Raw genomic sequence first — 17,403 nt, 5'->3', positions numbered from 1 at the left:
AGATTGGCTCTATTGATTAAGTATCTATATTTTATATAACAACTCCAAAAGGGATAAAAATAAAGGCTAATGCTAAAATTATTGACCAAATCACTTCTTTTAGCATTGTATTCCTCCTAGTTAGCTTTTTTTCTATCATAGCATAACCGTATCCATAAATATCTCATTTCCATAAAACATTACAAACAATTTACATTTAACCGAGCTCTACGACTAATTCTATCTATTAATGTTAAAGTCCCGCTTTATTGAAAAAATTAACTATGTTAAAATAAACGTATCCTGGTATTAAGGAGTTGTTTTATATGGTCAAAATTAACCTTTTACATCATAACAAGAAAAAAATCCCAATGACAGTAACAAAATTAACGATATTCAAACAGGCCAAAATATTAGATGCTATTAGTAAAAACAATCAATATTACACAGTGATTTTTTATAAGAATAAGTGTATAAATGGTAAGAAAACTACCGAAGTAAGAAGGAACAGCTTTTTAGCTACTGCATACCGTTATGGAACTACTTACAATGCTACACACCCTCTCACTGAAGCTTTTGTATCCACTATTCAAAACTATCGCACCATTTCATTCAATCAAATGTTTCAAAAACTAAAAGATAAATATAACGATAACGAAATGCTATATATACTATCCATGTTCGACAACTTTATTAATGAGAAGAAGATTCAAGCACTTTGCAAAAAAGTTTTCTACCAATATAGAAGAAATGGACAACTAAAAAAAGCGTTTAGTACCCTCATAACTTATGCACAAGTACGACCTCATGATCGATTTGCAAGTGACATGATCCATCACATAGATTTTCAAAAATATAAAGTTCTGTATGATGAAATGACAGATCTTTCCTTCGATAACGACGCCCTTTATCTAGAAGCAAAGCTTTCTCAACAACAATTATCTACTACCCAATTTAACCGTGTGATACGATTATTACAAAAAGAAGACAGAGTTTTTGATATACTTTTTGCTAACTATGATCATATCCTTCAAAATCTGCCTCCTATTAGCATTTCAGCTATAGAGCAATTCGATACATTAATCGAAGACCTATTACCTGATGACTGCATCATTTCGTTGTGGGAGAAGCTCCTTGAACACGATCCTAGCTGCTTAACGATCTACAATAAACTCGAATCAAAACAAGCATACACCACCATCGTCCATCATCTAATAAAGCAAAAAATAGCAATACCTCTTGATTTGTTAGTAAATGCTATACACCAAATGAATGGAAAACAGCTGTCGCGATACACAGAGGAGATATTTCCTTTGTTAAGTGAACTTATCGAAGATTCGGCTCAATTAGAGCCATTAATCCATCATTGTATTATTAAGCTACTGCCCTTCTATTCGATCGAAGAATTAGTGGAAAAGCTTCCAAATACAAAGCTACCTATTGCGAGAAAACTATGTAAAATGGGCCAATATGAGAACAATCCTGATGAGCAACTCGCGTTAGGAGAATTATACTTTGAACTCGAGCAATACGAGAAGGCTATTCAGTGCTTTGAATGGGAAATGGAGTTAAATCCTGAAAATCCTAAATCACTACAATATTTACAAAAAAGCTATCAGGCTATCGGTGATAAAGAACAAGCCAACAATTATCAACAGCTCTTACTTAACATGCCTTCGTAATATATTGAGCTCCCATCAGTGGAGAGTTTTTCCCCACTGATGGCTTGTGCGCTTCGTGCTTACCGTTCCTCTATACTTCTCCACAGTGTCATCGTTGCATAGGAACGGTAAGGCTTCCATTTCTCGCTCCAGCCTTGCATCCTATCACGGGTTGGCTTCTTTTCTAGATCATAATACTTCTTTAATGCATTTTGCACCCCTATATCTGCTACTGGAAAAAGATCTTTCCTACCAAGAGAAAACATGAGCCAATTCTGGGCTGTCCATGGGCCAATTCCTCTCAATTTCGTCAATGTTGAAATGACTTCTTCATCATTTTTTGTCTCGAAGGTAGAGAGATTAATATGACCTTGAACAACTTGTTTGGCAGTATCAATGACGTATTCTGCCTTTCTTCTACTAAATTGCATTGCTTGCAGCTTTTCGTATGGAATCACTGCAACCTTGTCTGGTTCCGGATAAAACCATGTGTCTTCTACTTTTTCTCCATATGTTTTCACGAATCGCTCAGTTAAAGTTTGGGCAAAAGACATATTTAATTGCTGGTGGATTATTGTTTTCATTAGATTGCTAAACAAATCAAATTCCTTTACAAGTGGTGTATAAGGATATTTCTTAAATAATTGCTTTAGGTCAGTCTGTTCAAAGAATTTTTGAATTGCCTGTAAATCCTCATCCCATGCAAAGATTTTTTTAACTTGTTCCAATACCGTCGCCTTTTGTTCCTCTTGACTTCCTTCCAATAGAAAGCTCGGTTTCTCCGTCGTACCTAGGGAGGTGACCTTTACTAATGTATTTTTATTTTTTACTCTGAGAGGAATTGTAATTCTTCGCTCCAATTTATTAATATTGTTTAGTGGATCCATAGCCAAACGCATAAGTATGTAATCAAAATCATAAGATGATGTTAGATCAATTTGCTCTTTCCACATTACAGACACACCTTTTCCTTTTTCAGTATTTTCTTTCCATTATGGTATAATCAAACCAAATACACAACAATAAAAATAGGTGGTTACAATGAAAAAGCAATATTATGCCATAATTGACATCGGTTCGAATACTATGCGCTTAGTTATCTATCTACGAGAAAAAGGTGGTCGGTTAAAAGAGGTTGAAAATGTAAAGGCAGTAGCGAGACTTCGAACATTCTTGGATACAAACAACCAATTAACAAATGCAGGGATAGATAAGCTCATCATGACATTACTTAGCTTTAAGCATGTATTGGCTACTTATGATTTAAAAGAGATCGTATGTGTTGCTACAGCTACAATTAGACAAGCTGAGAATCAACTAGATATTCAAGCAATTGTGAAGGAAAAAACGAATCTTCATATGCGCATTTTATCTGAAAAGGAAGAAGCCTTCTATGGTTTTCTAGCTGTAGTAAACTCTACTTCTATTGAAACTGGTATTACCGTCGATATTGGTGGTGGTAGTACCGAAGTCACTTATTTTAGAAAAAGAGAACTAGTCGAATCACACAGCTTCCCATTTGGAGCATTAACTCTTAAGGAATTTTTCCAGAAGGATATTCCCACTTACGAAGAGCTTGAAAAACTTCATCATTTTCTAAGTAAGGAATTCCATCATCTGCCATGGTTAGTTGGAAAAGAAGTTCCGTTAATTGCTATTGGTGGAAGTGCTCGGAACCTTGTGCAAATCGAACAAAATCTGAAAAAATATCCGCTAGCAGGACTCCATCAATATAAGATGTATGATACAGACATCCAAACAGTTAGTCATTATTTAACCTCACGGAACAAGGAAGAACTATTAAAAGTAGAAGGATTATCGAAGGACAGAGCAGACATTATCATTCCTGCTATAGAGGTTTTCCATACACTATATCAAACCATCCAAGCAGACTGCTTTATTCTCAGTAGGAAAGGATTACGAGATGGTGTATTCTTTGAGCAATTGTCAAAGGAGATGGGGTCTCTACTCTTCCCTAATGTGTTGGAAGATAGCATTCAAGAATTAATTAATGATTATAACCTTGATTCAAAGCAAATCATTCATGTCCAATACCTTACTCGTAGGCTATTTCACTATTTGAAGGACAATGGTGTAATCCATCTTAGCAAGAAAGATTGGTCTTTATTAAAACGAGCGAGCTATTTGTGTCATTTAGGAGAATACATTGATGCAGAAGCAAGTGCTCAGCATACGTTCTATTTACTTGCAAACCGTACGATTGATGGGTTAATGCATCGCGAGCGATTAATGATTGCCTTGATTGCATCCTATAAAAATAATACGTTATTCAAACAATTTATAAAGCCATACAAAACATGGTTTCTAAAGGAAGAACGTAAAAAGCTTCGTCATCTTGGAGCTATATTAAAATTTACTTATTGCTTAGATGCTACGAGAAGACAGATTGTTACTGATTTATCGATAACAAGAAAGCAAGATAGATTTATATTTGAGCTAGAGTGTATAGGTGATTGGTCACCAGAGGAATACCAGGCAGAAAAACAAAAAAAGCATCTCGAGAAAATAGTGAAAACAGATATTGAATTAATCTTCAAGCCAAAATTGTAAAGAATTAATTTACATGAAATTAACATAGCATTAACAAAAATTCCTTTTCATAGCGTTATGATAGAAAAGTAATGGTGAGTCTATCATCTCATTAACCACTACTAACAAATGTTCATAGTTCACGAAAAAGGAATGATTTGAATGGCTACAATTGAAACGAAAGAAGAGCTAGGTCATCCTACCTATTATAATAATAGAGAAATTAGCTGGCTTTCTTTTAATAGAAGAGTTTTAGGAGAAGCCGCTGACGAAAGTAATCCATTATTAGAACGTTTAAAATTCCTCGCCATCTTCTCATCTAACTTAGATGAATTTTTTATGGTAAGGGTGGCTGGATTAAAGGATCAAGTGAAGGCAGGATATAATCGGAAGGATAATAAATCTGGGCTAACACCTAAGGAACAGCTTGCTTATATTTCTTCCTTTAATCATGAGCTTGTTGAGGAACAATATGATATATATAAGCTACTTCACGATTCATTAAGTAAAACGAATATAAAGATTTTATCAATGGAAGATCTAACAGTTGAACAAATCAACATGTTAGAGATATATTTTGATGATCAAATCTTTCCAGTGCTTACCCCAATGGCTATCGATGCATATAGGGCATTTCCTATGCTCTTAAATAAGTCGATCAATTTAGCGGTTCGACTTGAGGATTTATATGATCAAGCTGTTAAAACAGCTATAGTTCAAGTACCTGCATTACTGGATCGTTTTATCCAAGTAAATTCAGGACATGACTATATATTGTTAGAGGACTTAATCTGTTATTTTATCGGCAAATTTTTTAAAGGCTATCAAGTAAAATCAACAACTACTTTTCGCATTACTCGAAACGCCGATATGACTATACATGAGGAAGGGGCACGGGATTTATTAAAGGAAATTGAAAAGGAACTTAAAAAACGAAAATGGGGGGCGGCAGTTCGTCTAGAGGTCGATGCCCGTGCACAATGTCCAAAAATGATTGATTTTTTACTACATGTATTAGAAATCCATCATAAAGATTTATACGTGATAGACGGTCCCCTCGATTTGACCTTTTTATCTGATTTCTGCAACCATGTTAAAAAGGATTTTGATCAGCTAATTTATCAAACCTTAATCCCCCAGCCTCCCCAGGATATTTATGAAGACGAAAGTATCTATGATGCTGTACGTAGACGAGATGTATTCCTACACCATCCATACGAATCATTTGAACCTGTTGTAGATTTAATAAGCGAAGCAGCTACTGATCCAAATGTATTAGCAATTAAACAAACCTTGTATCGAGTAAGTGGCGACTCTCCGATCATTGATGGGTTAAAGCGAGCAGCGGAAATGGGAAAACAAGTGACCGTCCTTGTGGAATTAAAGGCACGTTTTGATGAAGAGAATAATGTTCAATGGGCAAAAGAACTTGAAAAGGCTGGATGTCATGTTATATACGGAATGATTTCCTTAAAAACACATAGTAAAATCACCTTAATTGTAAGACGAACCAATCAAAAAATTGAAAGAATCGTCCATTTAGGAACAGGTAACTATAATGATCAAACGGCAAAGTTTTATACAGATATGTCTTATTTAACGACAAAACGCAAATTTGGGATTGATGCTACTAATTTTTTTAATTATTTAAGTGGTTATACAGAAAAACCAACCTTTCATCATCTATCCATGGCACCATTTGATATTAGAAATGATTTGCTTCAATATATAGATACAGAAATTCATTATCAGAAACAATATGGTAATGGGAGAATCATTGCCAAAATGAATTCCTTAACAGATAAACCATTAATCCAAAAATTTTATGAAGCCTCTCAGGCTGGTATTCAAATTGATTTGATTATTCGAGGAATTTGCTGTTTAAAACCAGGCTTGGATGGAGTGAGTGACAACATTCAGGTAAGGAGTATTGTTGGACGGTTTCTTGAGCATAGTCGGATTTACTATTTCCATCATAATGGAGAAGAAAAACTGTTTCTTTCCTCTGCTGACCTTATGACTAGAAATATGGTAAAACGTGTGGAGATAATGTTTCCTATTTTTGAGGGGAGAATTAAATCAAGAATTTATCATATACTGCAAATTATGCTACATGATACAGCAAAAGCGCGCATCCAAGATAGTGATGGAAGCTATACTCATATTAAAGATCAATCCGCTGAGCCTATAATGGATAGCCAGTTAACATTATTTGATATGGCGTACAGAGTTTTAGAAGATGAAGAATAAAAGGACGGGGATTTTTGCACAAAAATCCCCGTCAATAGAAAATTATTCGAAACCTAGTACAGACTGTGGTAAAAGCTGTTTTAGCATTAAATCGTCTAAGCTTTTAAATTCATAGCCTTTCTTACGTAAATCATCAATAAGATAGCTTAAAGCATCCGCATTGTCCTTAGATACAGTATGCATCAAAATAATGGCACCTGGGTGTATTTGTTCCATCACTTGATCGTAGGCATTCTTCCAGCCTTTTTCTGAGCCTTCATTCCAATCTACAAAGGCTAAAGACCAAAAAATATGTGTATAACCCAATTCGTTCGCCCATTGTAATGATTGCTCATTAAAAGTTCCTTTTGGTGGTCGTACATACTGAACATTGGCATCTTCTGATACCTTTTTAATTTTTTTCGTTAAAACCTCAAGATCTTCTGTAAATTCCTGCTTAGAAAGCTTCGTAAAATCTCGATGACCATCTGAATGATTTCCAATTGTATGACCATCGTCAAGCATTCGCTTCGTTAGCTCAGGCTGATCCTCTACATAATGGCCAGTCAGAAAGAACGTTGCTGGTGCATTCTTTTCCTTTAACACATCTAAAATTTGTTCTGTATATCCTGCCTCATAGCCATTATCAAAGGTTAAATAAACATGCTTATCTCCTGAGGGATCGACATAATAGCTATTATATTTCTCTAGAATCGGCTTATATTTTCCCACTTCTGGTTGAGTATGATCTGTTGTTTTTTTGTATCCCCAACCATAGCTATTGGCATAGGCCTGCAGTGGAAAAAAACTGAAACAAAATATTACCAATAAGATTACATAAGAATTTTTCATCCAAATCACCTTTTTTATTTTTAGCTTCCCGTGAACGGATGAAGTTATGCTTTTATCCTTTTATAATAATAATGGTATAATTACCAATTTACCCCTTTGGGAGGTATTGTAAAGTAACATAGTTCTTAACAGGAATAAAGGCACCTACCTCCTGCTTCGTTACATTCTGAATCACAATCTTTTTCTTTGTCCCTCTTAATTCAATATAAACCTCCCCAAAGGTTACTTCTCCTTTTTCGAGTAAAGCAGGAACATATGCAGCTAATTCACCCTTTTGACCCGCGGGAACCTCATATGTCTTACTTAATTTCGTATCTTCGCCAAACACAGTCTGGAAGGAAAGTGGTAAAGAATAACTTTTCTTTGCTTCTTTTAAAATAAGCTGCTTTATTTGGTCAGGCTTTTCTACTTTGGCAGTCAATCCACCATTTACGCGTTTTTCTTCTAACTGCTGATAATAAATCTCTTCATCATTTTCAACACTTTTATTTTCCACTTCATTTGTGTTAACTAATTGAAAATCCCACTTAATGTTTGATTTCTCCGATTCATAATTTAATGGCCAATGACCTAAATAAATATTGCCGCGATAACCTATAGAAAAGAAGGATGGTTTTATTTTCGTTTCATTCAGCATCTTGATTAAGCTCTCATTTTCGATCTTTATATCTTCATCATCCAATAATTTTTTAAGCGATTTGTCTAATTTAACCTGTTTTTCTTTGTTATTTGATTGATGAAACGTATTCTCTTCCTTAATCGATTCAACATTTTCAGGTATTTTTTCTTTTGCCGTTACTAATAGTGGTGCACTAAGTGTCATTAAACAAAGCACAACCGTTAGCCCTATTTTCTCCATCGCTCTCGCCCTTTCGTTTTTTGCTTAGTTTGACAAAAGGATAGGAAAATTATACATTATTTGCTAAGTGGAATAATTTCTAGTTTTTCAGTAATGTCTACACAGTTCTCTATTGTACGTATCATCGAACAATTTTTTCTTGCAATCTCTAGACTCTTCTCTAAAATATCCCGGTCTAAATGATGTCCTTTCACCATAAATGTCAAGGAAATAGAGCTAATCCTGTTAGCTTGTATAGGATCCCGTTTTACCTCTGCTGATATAGTTAAATCATCGATATTGATGCGTTTTTTAGTGAGAATCTTTTGGAATACAGAAGCACTACAGCCTGCCACAGACGCAACCATTAGTTGAAATGGACGAAATCCAAATTCTTCATTTCCAGAAATGTCTAACTGATCATAGGGAAGCTTGGTCCTTACTCCTCCTTCTTTCACATAGAAATCCATGTCCACCCTCCTATTAAGGAATTTATTGTAACTTTCCAGCATATTATTTTCTAGTAGATCTTTTATAATCTTTAAATACAATGTATTTCACCATAAAAAAACTGGCTAATGAAGATAATAGCATTGCTAGTCCCTTTGCAATATTATATCTTAACCAGTTTTGAACATGTAGCCATTCCAAGAAATTATTTAATCCAATAAATACAGCGTTACTTATACCTAAACTAATCATGCTTTGAATTAAAAAACCGATTCTTTGGTAGCTACTCCCTTTCGATGTACGGTTAAAGGTAATATTCGCATTCCAGAAATAACTATTCGCTATTGCTAAAGTATACGAGATGGAATTATAGATAGTTAGCATCATTCGATCCTCAGTATAAAATAGGATTAATAAAAGATTTAAGGTACCAATATCAATTAATGCATTACCAATCCCGATTACGCCGAATTGTAAAAACTGAAAGGGACCACTTTTTCGTTTATTATTCGTTTCTTTTGAACGCTTCATAACAAGACACTAACCTCTATTATTTGTTTTGCTTTTTTGATATTTGATAGCTGTTGTTCTTTTTGCCCGCTAGTTGGAGATAAAAATTTAATACCTGCTTCGATTGTTCATCCCAACCCATCTCTGCAATCTCTTCTCTTGCCCTTTTTGCTAACCTTTTTCTTAATGTTTCATCTTCGAATTGCAATATAGTTGTTGTAAAGTCTTCCTTCCTATTTGGATCATATAGTAAACCCGTCTGACCATCACTGATTTGTTCACAGGTCGGTCCACTTTTCGCTGCAACAATTGGTAGACCTGAAGCCATTGCTTCCGTTATCACTAAGCCTAACGTTTCTGTTGTTGATGGAAATACAAAAACATCTGAGGAAGCATAAGCCTCAGCTAGTGCTTGTCCATGCAAGAACCCTGTAAAGACAGTATTCGTTCCAGCAAAATGCCGCTCTAATGAACTGCGATGTGGACCATCCCCCACGATAGCTAATACGAACTCTGATGATGCCTCTAACACATGCTTAATCTTTTCAATTTCTTTTTCTGGAGCCAATCTCCCAACATAGAGTAAAAGTTTTTTATCTGTATGGCCGCCAGATAAAGTCTCCCGCATTTTTTTATGAAAATTACGTGGATGGAATAAGGAGGTATCTACTCCGCGTTTCCATACATGTAAATTTTTAAAGTTCTGTTCCACCAGTTCTTTATGCACTACCTGAGATGTACAAAGATTTAGATCAGCATTGTTATGTAATTTCCGAAAATACCACCATAGCAATCCTTTAAAAATCGATAAATGGTAGTAGTCAGCATATTTGGGTACTTGCGTATGGAAGGAAGCAAGCAATGGATAGTTTAACCTTTTTCCATAGTAAATACCCGCTGCCCCAATAAGTGCAGGATTGACAACATGCATAACATCAGGATCGAAATCTCGAATCATCTTTTTTACTTTTGGTGTAGGAAAGGCAAATAGTTTAGAACGATAAAAGAATAAACGACGGGCCTTAACACCAATAACCTTAGCACTTTCAAATTCATACACACCGAGATCAGGTGCAATAATCTGCACCTGATGCCCAGCTTTAATGAAATATCGGATACTATTGGTTAGTCGTGTTACGACACCGTCGGTTGAAGGTAAAAATGTTTCGGTGATCAGTAAAATTTTCATTCGGAAATCATCCTTCAGAATTTGGAATTTGTCAGGAGAGCCAACATATTATTTCCAAGTAACTTTTGGTAAAATATTCGCTTCGATGACACGATCCTTATGGTTTTCTACTGTTTTAAGGATTTCTCTTATCACTTCATCATCTAATAAATGTGGTTCCAATCCAAGATCTTTTAATTTCGTATTTTCTGCATGGAAAAAGTGATCTTCAAGCTCTACTCTTGGATTATCTAAATTCGAAATGTTGACTTGATATCCTTCTTGTTGTGCTACATTTTGGACCTTATTCGCTAAATCTCCAACGCTAAATTCTTCTGTGAATTGATTAAAGACTCGGAATTCGCCATGATCTGCAGGATTTTCAGCTGCAATTTCAATACAGCGTACGGTATCTTTAATATGTAAAAAGCCTCTTGTTTGTCCGCCTTTTCCATACACTGTTAGGTCATGACCAACTGTTGATTGAATAATAAATCGGTTTAATGCGGTACCGTATACCCCATCATAATCTAATCGATTGGTTAGTACGGGATCAAGTCGTGTTTCTTCTGTATCTAATCCATAAACGATTCCTTGATTTAAATCTGTTGCCCGGATGCCCCAGATCTTACAAGCAAACATAATATTGTGGCTATCATGTACTTTTGACAGGTGATAGAAGGAGCCAGGCTGTTTCGGAAATGGTAGTACATCTTTTCTACCTTTATGTTCGATTTCAATATAGCCTTCTTCTATCTGAATATTTGGAGTACCGTATTCTCCTAGTGTACCCAACTTTATCAAATGACAATCAGGGACCAATTCTTTTATACCAAAAAGAACATTCAGTGTACCGGTTACATTATTCGTCTGAGTATACACCGCATGTTCTCGATCAATCATTGAGTAAGGAGCAGATCTTTGTTCAGCAAAATGGACAAAAGCATCTGGTTCTTCTCTTTTCAAAACTTCTTTTAAGAAATCGTAATGCACAAGATCTCCTTCATAAATTCGGATTTCTTTTCCCGTTAGTTCTTTCCATTTTGCAACTCGTTCTTCAAGACTTGCAATTGGTGTAAGTGAATTAGAATGTAGCTCACTATCAATCTTTCTTCTTACCATGCTATCAATAATAGAAACATCATGGCCTCTTTTAGATAAATAAAGTGCGGTAGGCCATCCACAAAAACCATCTCCACCTGCTACGATAATCTTCATCAATACGACACCTCTTTTTCTCATATAAGTCTTTCAAACTAAAGTAATTCTGTTTCATAGTATCATAGTCAAAAAAAGAATAAAATTATAATTACAATGTTTACAGAATTTTTAGAAAGAGTGAGTATGGACTTTTTTTGGATGGATCACCTCCCAAAATAATAGGACAATGTAGGTTTAGTTTTCTATGATCTCCTCGGTACAATGGTGTTTATTCACTGGATAACAGCCATTTTCACCTTAATTATCTGGCAAAATGACTGATATTGCCTTGATAACGGATATCTTCATCTTATTCCTTGAGCAAAATGGCCTTCCATACTTTGAGATATCCATTTTGTTACTAAATTTTGACTAACTCATTAAATACTATTTCTACCAATGTTCTATTTTTCCTTTCTCATCCTTATATACAACATGCTGGCGATTAAATTTTATTGGAGAATCTAAACCAGCTGCAGCGGCTACTCTATAAAGTCCTTTTCTCATCGTTATAACATAGTTAGCTGTTCGCCATTTCTTTTCATCAATGACGAGTGCCTTCTGCAATTCTGGATCTGTTGTTGCTACACCAACAGGACATGCATTGGATGCACATTTTAATGTTTGAATACATCCTACTGTTATCATGAAGCCACGAGCAATGTTTATAAGATCTGCCCCCATTGCTAATGCGATAGCTACACGATCAGGAGAAAATAATTTTCCGGAGGCAATGATTTTGACTTGATCTCGTATCTCATATTTTTTTAATGCTTCATCAATTAGTGGTAATGCAGACCGAATCGGAAGGCCAACACTATCAGCTAACTCTTGGTAGGATGCTCCTGTTCCACCTTCACCACCATCAATTGTAATAAAGTCGGGACCGGTAGCTAAATCACGGATACTTCGTGCTAATTCATCTGCTTCATCAGGACTGCCAACAACAATCTTCATACCAACAGGTTTGCCAGTATGTTGACGAATTTGATCAATAAATCCAAACAATGATGGAATATCGCTAAAATCAGTAAAACGATTAGGGCTATCTATAGATTTATATGGCTCAACACGACGAATTCTTGCAATTTCTTCTGTTACTTTTTCTCCATCAATGTGACCACCACGTGTTTTCGCTCCTTGGGCCAGCTTTACTTCAAATGCTTTAACTTGAGGTAGTTTACTCTTTTCAAGTAGTTCATCCCAATCAAAGTTACCATCCCTATCCCGAACACCGAATAGGCCGGGGCCAATTTGCATAATAATATCAACCCCACCTTTTAAATGATATTCAGATAATCCCCCCTCCCCTGTATTCATCCAAGTACCTTTAGCAATACCTAGCCCTTCAGACAAAGCCGTAATTGCTTTTTCTCCAAGCGAACCATAGCTCATAGCAGACATCCCAATTTGCCCTCTTACTATGAAGGGATGTGTCGTTTTTTCTCCAATTACTATTGCATCCTCTTCTGGTAATAAATAAGCTTCTGATTCATGTTTTTCAAGCTTTTCTTCTCTATCCATAAACAAGGGATCCTTTAACAGCAAATAACGATATGTAGCTACCCTTGTATCATGATCCATTTTTAACTCTTCTGTTAGCTTCGGAAACAATGAATTGCGAATATAGAAACCCGCTTCCTCAAAGTCCCTTTGTGATCCAAAACCAATGACATCACGCTTATATTTTGCTTTTCGAACAATATGTTGGTAATCCCTACGCGAGAAAGGTTTTCCTTCATTATCATTGTTAAAAAAATATTGTCTAAGCTCTGGTCCAATTTTTTCAGAAAAGTAACGGATACGTCCGATTACAGGATAATTTCTTAGTACAGGGTGTTGTTTTTGCGATCGGTCTATTAGGTATAGATAGATGCCCATCACGATTAGAACAAGCAATATTACCGTAACAAAGATAAAACCAATAACTGTCATGATGTCCGCGATATTCAATCCAATCAACCTACCTTTATAACAGTTGTACCTATTTCGAAACCAAACAATTTTAAGATAGCATATGATGGATCATCCTATATTATTCAAAAACAAGTTTCATTGAAGGGAACTTTCTATGCATTATAAAATTCACTTATAGTTCACACTGTTTACTTGTTTATTCATAAAAGGAACCTCCCGAAAAAACTTTTTATTGTTTTTCCCCCTTAAATAGCTTATTCTCTATACATACTCAAAACTCCATCCAAAATGGCTAAATATTGCTTTATCGATTGGAAGTTGATTGAAAACTTTTTTTATTACTTATATACTATTTATAATTTTAAGTGGGAGGGGTTTCATGGCGATTGACTCTTGGAATGCAACATTATATGACCAAAAGCATGTATTTGTCTCAAAATTCGGAGAGGATGTCATTGATCTTTTAGCACCAAGGAAAAGGGAAAATATTCTTGATTTAGGCTGTGGTACAGGGGATTTAGCTGAGAGAATCTCGAAATACGGGACAAATGTCATCGGAGTCGACCAATCGGAAAATATGATCAACAAAGCAAGAGCAAAATATCCTAATATTCATTTCCAAGTACAAGATATCCAACAACTGGACTATTCCAATGAGTTTGATGCTGTGTTTTCCAATGCTACCCTTCATTGGGTAAAACAACCTGAAATAGCCCTTCGCAACATTCACCATGCTTTAAAGCCTGGAGGAAGATTTGTAGCAGAATTTGGTGGTCAAGGTAATGTTCAAACTATAACTGACCAATTGAAAAAACATTTAAAAGTTAGTGAGAATTCTGATCGTTACCCATGGTATTTTCCTAGTATTGGTCAATACTCTGCTCTAATGGAGAAAGTAGGATTTCGAGTTGTATTTGCTCATCACTTTGATCGACCTACCGTTCTTCATGGTGAGGATGGCTTAAGAAATTGGATCGAAATGTTCGCTTCTAATATGTTTATAGATATGGATACACAAGCGATGGTGAAAACACTAGAAAGTATTGAAGCCGAAGTAAAAGATAAGTTGTATATCGATGGAAAATGGGTAGCAGATTATAAAAGGCTGCGAGTTATCGGTATAAAACAGTAAATGCTCATCTAAGATGGGGTCTATTAATGGCTAAAACCATTGTCCAAGAAGTCCCAGACTCACCGCATTTTTGAAATCCTAATTTTTGATATAAGTGTAATGCTGTTAAATTCTCTGGGTCGACACTTAGTGATAAGGAGGAAAAGCCATCATCATTAGCCGACTTGATTAAACTTTTCATGAGTATGGTTCCAACTCCTTTTCCTCTTCCTTCACTACTAATCGCAATACCTAATTCAGGAGTTTGTTCATCGATATAGCCGTAACCTTGGTTTTCTTTTGTAAATAAGCGATACCAAGCTGCCCCGATAGGATTACCTTCATTCGTATAAGCAATAATGGCTCTATCCCCTTCTCTCCCCCAACTTTCACTGTATTTTTTCAACTGGGATGAAGTTAATAACACTTCCTTGGAAGGCTTATTTTCTGGAATGTAAAACGACTCGTATAACATATCTGTGAAAAAGTCAAAATCCTGCTCATTCATTAATTGAATGTTTATCAATAGAATTATCTCCTTTCTATAGTAAGATTTTCTTTTTTCATTTTATCATCAACAAGAGAGAATTACTTTAAAAAATTTAGAGCCTTCTTGGCGCAATTGACCATGAACATGGCTTGATCCGTGTCGATAACAAGATCTAATCTAGTTAGAATGAAGATATCATGACAAGAAGAAGGGGGTTGTCTTTTTGAAGATCATCATGATTTCACTTGATTCTCTCAGAGCAAACAGATTAGGTTGCTATGGATATAGTAAACCAACAAGTCCTTATCTTGATCAAATTGCCTCAGAAGGCGTGCTGTTTGAAAAAGCATTTGCATCTGATATACCAACAGAAGTTGCTCATACATCTATTTTTACTGGAAAAGTAGGACTGCGAACAAGAGTAGTCTCGCACGGATCACAACTAAGTATCCTTTCTAAATCTACACAATGGCTACCCACTATGTTACGCCAATCTGGATTTACAACTGGTGCTGTGGATAACTTATACCAATTAAAAGAATGGTTTGCACGAGGATTTCGTTACTATATTAATAGTGTTGGAAATAGACGTTGGATCGACGGTGCCACGATAAATGAACTGGCGAAACCTTGGCTCAGGGAGCACAAAGATGAAGACTTTTTTCTATTCCTTCATTACTGGGATCCTCATACTCCATACTTACCTCCAAAAGAATATGTGAAAAATTTTTATGATTTCAGCAAAGACCCTTATGATAAACAAAACAAGAGTATGGAACCAGCCTATAGTCATTTAGCCTATCCTTTTTTTAAACATCATCATTTTGACTTATTAGGTCCTGTCACAGATGCTGAATACGTCAATGCATTATATGATGCAGAAGTACGCTACTTAGATGATAAATTAAGGGAAATAGATGACTATTTAGAGAGACTGAATATTAAGGAAGAAACAATGCTTATTATTTTTGGTGATCACGGGGAAAGTTTAACAGAACATGACATCTACTGGGATCATTGTGGCCTATATGATACAACCGTACAAGTTCCATTGATTATAAGATGGCCTAACCAAATCCCTGAAGGAAGAAGAGTAAAAGGAATGGTTCAACAAGTCGACTTGATGCCTACGATCTTGGAAGCAATTGATTTATCTTCCACATTACTAAAAGACATTGATGGTAAAAGTTTATGGCCGTCTATGTTGGGGGAAGCTAACGGAACAGAGTCCACTATCTATTTAAGTGAATGTGCATGGCAAGCAGCAAGAGGTGTAAGGAATGATCGTTTCAAATTGATTCGTACAAGAGACAGCGGCCCCTTCTCTCGTCCACCAAGGGAATTATATGATTTGCACCACGATCCACAAGAAACAGTAAATCTAATACTTTCTCATCCTCAGATTGCAGACAAACTAGAGAATCAACTAGATAATTGGATCGAGAGCATTTTAGAAGGGCAAGAAGACCCGATGGAAATGCAACTGGAACAAGAAGGTCTTCCCTTCCATAGAAGAATTGAAGAAATTCTAAGGAATGTAGGGCTAACCTGGGAGGATTGGTTAAAGAATCCTTCCTCCAAAAGACTCGAGAAACTTTTACAAAAATAAACGAGTATTCTATTCGACGTGAAGGAATAAACGTCGAATGGAATTACTCCTGTCCAACAAAACATCATCTAATCCTTTAAGACTAGATGATCTATTATTATATTCATTTCTCACTACTTAAACGCTTTTTAATCGCCAAATATTAGAAAAGGACTGATATGCAGAAAACATCACTAAAAAGGCAAATAGACTAGGTCCTATCATAACCACTAGCCCTAAGAAATTCCTGAGCAATAAGTATAGTATAATACTTCCAGCAGCTATCATCAATGTAGAAAGGGGAGATACGATCATCGTTAAAAAGGAGTGTTTCAACACGCTGATAACGGACATTTTATAATGAACAAAAACTGGAAATGCGTACAAGGCTGTTAAGATATACATAAAGGTTAACACGGCAACTACGTAAGAGATAATCGTTATCCAAGCATTATTACTGGCATGCTGAAGCAATTGAAAATCAATATATAAAGTGATTCCAACAACAAACAGAATCAGCCCCAGCAAATTACTTTTTATAAAATCCTCTTTATAAAACAACCAAAAACTCCTTAGTATTGGAATGTCTGTATCACCCATGATCCATTTTCGAAAAATCGCAAACATGGAAATAGTAGCTGGTATCAAACCAAACAGAAACAAACCTATTAGAGAAAAACTAATCCATAACAGATTAACATAGGTGAACTTTATTATCCATTCAGGAATTTTAAGTATACCAAAAGTCCCCATAAGCTTCCTCCCTTTAGAGAACGGGACAAAAGAGTAGGAAGAAGAAAAATACGAACATTAATATTTGTGCACAGCATTCTGCTTACTTTGCAAAGTGGCAGAGTCAA

15 protein-coding genes are annotated in these 17,403 nt (G+C 35.6%); 5 read left to right on the top strand and 10 right to left on the bottom strand.

Annotation, left to right across the window (positions count from 1 at the left end):
* The first annotated feature begins 305 nt into the window (after window positions 1-305).
* Entirely contained in the window at window positions 306-1,661 is a 1,356-nt protein-coding gene (locus ACZ5N5_RS10605; protein ID WP_054861549.1) for a tetratricopeptide repeat protein, read from the top strand.
* Between the two features lie 59 nt (window positions 1,662-1,720).
* Here ACZ5N5_RS10605 and ACZ5N5_RS10600 read toward each other — a convergent pair whose 3' ends face one another.
* Window positions 1,721-2,593, bottom strand: coding sequence for a DNA-3-methyladenine glycosylase family protein (locus ACZ5N5_RS10600; protein WP_109985574.1), 873 nt, complete (start codon window positions 2,591-2,593; stop codon window positions 1,721-1,723).
* Window positions 2,594-2,681: 88 nt separating this feature from the next.
* Here ACZ5N5_RS10600 and ACZ5N5_RS10595 point away from each other — a divergent pair, with 88 nt between their 5' ends.
* On the top strand, window positions 2,682-4,211 hold the full coding sequence (locus ACZ5N5_RS10595; protein WP_464372449.1) for a Ppx/GppA phosphatase family protein: 1,530 nt from the start codon (window positions 2,682-2,684) through the stop codon (window positions 4,209-4,211).
* 141 nt (window positions 4,212-4,352) lie between these two features.
* The gene (locus ACZ5N5_RS10590; protein ID WP_109985576.1) at window positions 4,353-6,440 is read left to right on the top strand and encodes an RNA degradosome polyphosphate kinase; all 2,088 of its coding nucleotides are present in this window, start codon (window positions 4,353-4,355) and stop codon (window positions 6,438-6,440) included.
* Between the two features lie 42 nt (window positions 6,441-6,482).
* On the opposite strand, the gene pdaA is transcribed toward ACZ5N5_RS10590, so the two are convergent.
* The 7 genes from pdaA to ACZ5N5_RS10555 form a co-directional block, all read right to left on the bottom strand.
* The gene (gene pdaA / locus ACZ5N5_RS10585) at window positions 6,483-7,271 is read right to left on the bottom strand and encodes a delta-lactam-biosynthetic de-N-acetylase (protein ID WP_277678267.1); all 789 of its coding nucleotides are present in this window, start codon (window positions 7,269-7,271) and stop codon (window positions 6,483-6,485) included.
* An 88-nt stretch (window positions 7,272-7,359) separates the two neighbouring features.
* Complete coding sequence (locus ACZ5N5_RS10580) at window positions 7,360-8,130, bottom strand: YfkD family protein (RefSeq protein WP_277678266.1); 771 nt, start codon at window positions 8,128-8,130, stop codon at window positions 7,360-7,362.
* Between the two features lie 56 nt (window positions 8,131-8,186).
* Window positions 8,187-8,579, bottom strand: a complete 393-nt coding sequence (locus tag ACZ5N5_RS10575; RefSeq protein WP_109985579.1) for an OsmC family protein — start codon at window positions 8,577-8,579, stop codon at window positions 8,187-8,189.
* A gap of 43 nt (window positions 8,580-8,622) precedes the next feature.
* Window positions 8,623-9,090: a GtrA family protein gene (locus ACZ5N5_RS10570; protein ID WP_109985580.1), complete on the bottom strand. Its 468-nt coding sequence runs from the start codon at window positions 9,088-9,090 to the stop codon at window positions 8,623-8,625.
* 19 nt (window positions 9,091-9,109) lie between these two features.
* Complete coding sequence (locus ACZ5N5_RS10565; RefSeq protein ID WP_464372448.1) at window positions 9,110-10,258, bottom strand: glycosyltransferase family 4 protein; 1,149 nt, start codon at window positions 10,256-10,258, stop codon at window positions 9,110-9,112.
* Between the two features lie 48 nt (window positions 10,259-10,306).
* A complete protein-coding gene (locus ACZ5N5_RS10560) occupies window positions 10,307-11,455 on the bottom strand; it encodes an NAD-dependent epimerase/dehydratase family protein (RefSeq protein ID WP_277678264.1) in 1,149 nt (382 codons plus the stop codon).
* 375 nt (window positions 11,456-11,830) lie between these two features.
* Entirely contained in the window at window positions 11,831-13,390 is a 1,560-nt protein-coding gene (locus ACZ5N5_RS10555) for an FMN-binding glutamate synthase family protein (protein ID WP_464372447.1), read from the bottom strand.
* A gap of 343 nt (window positions 13,391-13,733) precedes the next feature.
* On the opposite strand from ACZ5N5_RS10555, the gene ACZ5N5_RS10550 reads away from it, so the two are divergent.
* Window positions 13,734-14,486: a class I SAM-dependent methyltransferase gene (locus tag ACZ5N5_RS10550; RefSeq protein WP_464372446.1), complete on the top strand. Its 753-nt coding sequence runs from the start codon at window positions 13,734-13,736 to the stop codon at window positions 14,484-14,486.
* Window positions 14,487-14,490: 4 nt separating this feature from the next.
* On the opposite strand, the gene ACZ5N5_RS10545 is transcribed toward ACZ5N5_RS10550, so the two are convergent.
* Window positions 14,491-14,991, bottom strand: coding sequence for a GNAT family N-acetyltransferase (locus tag ACZ5N5_RS10545; protein WP_054787295.1), 501 nt, complete (start codon window positions 14,989-14,991; stop codon window positions 14,491-14,493).
* 187 nt (window positions 14,992-15,178) lie between these two features.
* On the opposite strand from ACZ5N5_RS10545, the gene ACZ5N5_RS10540 reads away from it, so the two are divergent.
* The gene (locus ACZ5N5_RS10540; RefSeq protein WP_464372445.1) at window positions 15,179-16,564 is read left to right on the top strand and encodes a sulfatase; all 1,386 of its coding nucleotides are present in this window, start codon (window positions 15,179-15,181) and stop codon (window positions 16,562-16,564) included.
* A 117-nt stretch (window positions 16,565-16,681) separates the two neighbouring features.
* On the opposite strand, the gene ACZ5N5_RS10535 is transcribed toward ACZ5N5_RS10540, so the two are convergent.
* A complete protein-coding gene (locus tag ACZ5N5_RS10535; RefSeq protein ID WP_054787292.1) occupies window positions 16,682-17,296 on the bottom strand; it encodes a DUF624 domain-containing protein in 615 nt (204 codons plus the stop codon).
* Window positions 17,297-17,403: the final 107 nt, after the last annotated feature.

The organism is Gracilibacillus sp. JCM 18966 (assembly GCF_055392695.1).
The sequence above is the reverse complement of the archived record's forward strand: the minus strand, read 5'-3'. Positions and strand labels throughout refer to the sequence as shown.

Coding starts and splice junctions, on each gene's coding strand:
- ACZ5N5_RS10605 (WP_054861549.1), top strand. CDS start 306: ATGGTCAAAATTAACCTTTTACATCATAACAAGAAAAAAATCCCAATG.
- ACZ5N5_RS10600 (WP_109985574.1), bottom strand. CDS start 2,593: ATGTGGAAAGAGCAAATTGATCTAACATCATCTTATGATTTTGATTAC.
- ACZ5N5_RS10595 (WP_464372449.1), top strand. CDS start 2,682: ATGAAAAAGCAATATTATGCCATAATTGACATCGGTTCGAATACTATG.
- ACZ5N5_RS10590 (WP_109985576.1), top strand. CDS start 4,353: ATGGCTACAATTGAAACGAAAGAAGAGCTAGGTCATCCTACCTATTAT.
- pdaA (WP_277678267.1), bottom strand. CDS start 7,271: ATGAAAAATTCTTATGTAATCTTATTGGTAATATTTTGTTTCAGTTTT.
- ACZ5N5_RS10580 (WP_277678266.1), bottom strand. CDS start 8,130: ATGGAGAAAATAGGGCTAACGGTTGTGCTTTGTTTAATGACACTTAGT.
- ACZ5N5_RS10575 (WP_109985579.1), bottom strand. CDS start 8,579: ATGGATTTCTATGTGAAAGAAGGAGGAGTAAGGACCAAGCTTCCCTAT.
- ACZ5N5_RS10570 (WP_109985580.1), bottom strand. CDS start 9,090: ATGAAGCGTTCAAAAGAAACGAATAATAAACGAAAAAGTGGTCCCTTT.
- ACZ5N5_RS10565 (WP_464372448.1), bottom strand. CDS start 10,258: ATGAAAATTTTACTGATCACCGAAACATTTTTACCTTCAACCGACGGT.
- ACZ5N5_RS10560 (WP_277678264.1), bottom strand. CDS start 11,455: ATGAAGATTATCGTAGCAGGTGGAGATGGTTTTTGTGGATGGCCTACC.
- ACZ5N5_RS10550 (WP_464372446.1), top strand. CDS start 13,734: ATGGCGATTGACTCTTGGAATGCAACATTATATGACCAAAAGCATGTA.
- ACZ5N5_RS10535 (WP_054787292.1), bottom strand. CDS start 17,296: ATGGGGACTTTTGGTATACTTAAAATTCCTGAATGGATAATAAAGTTC.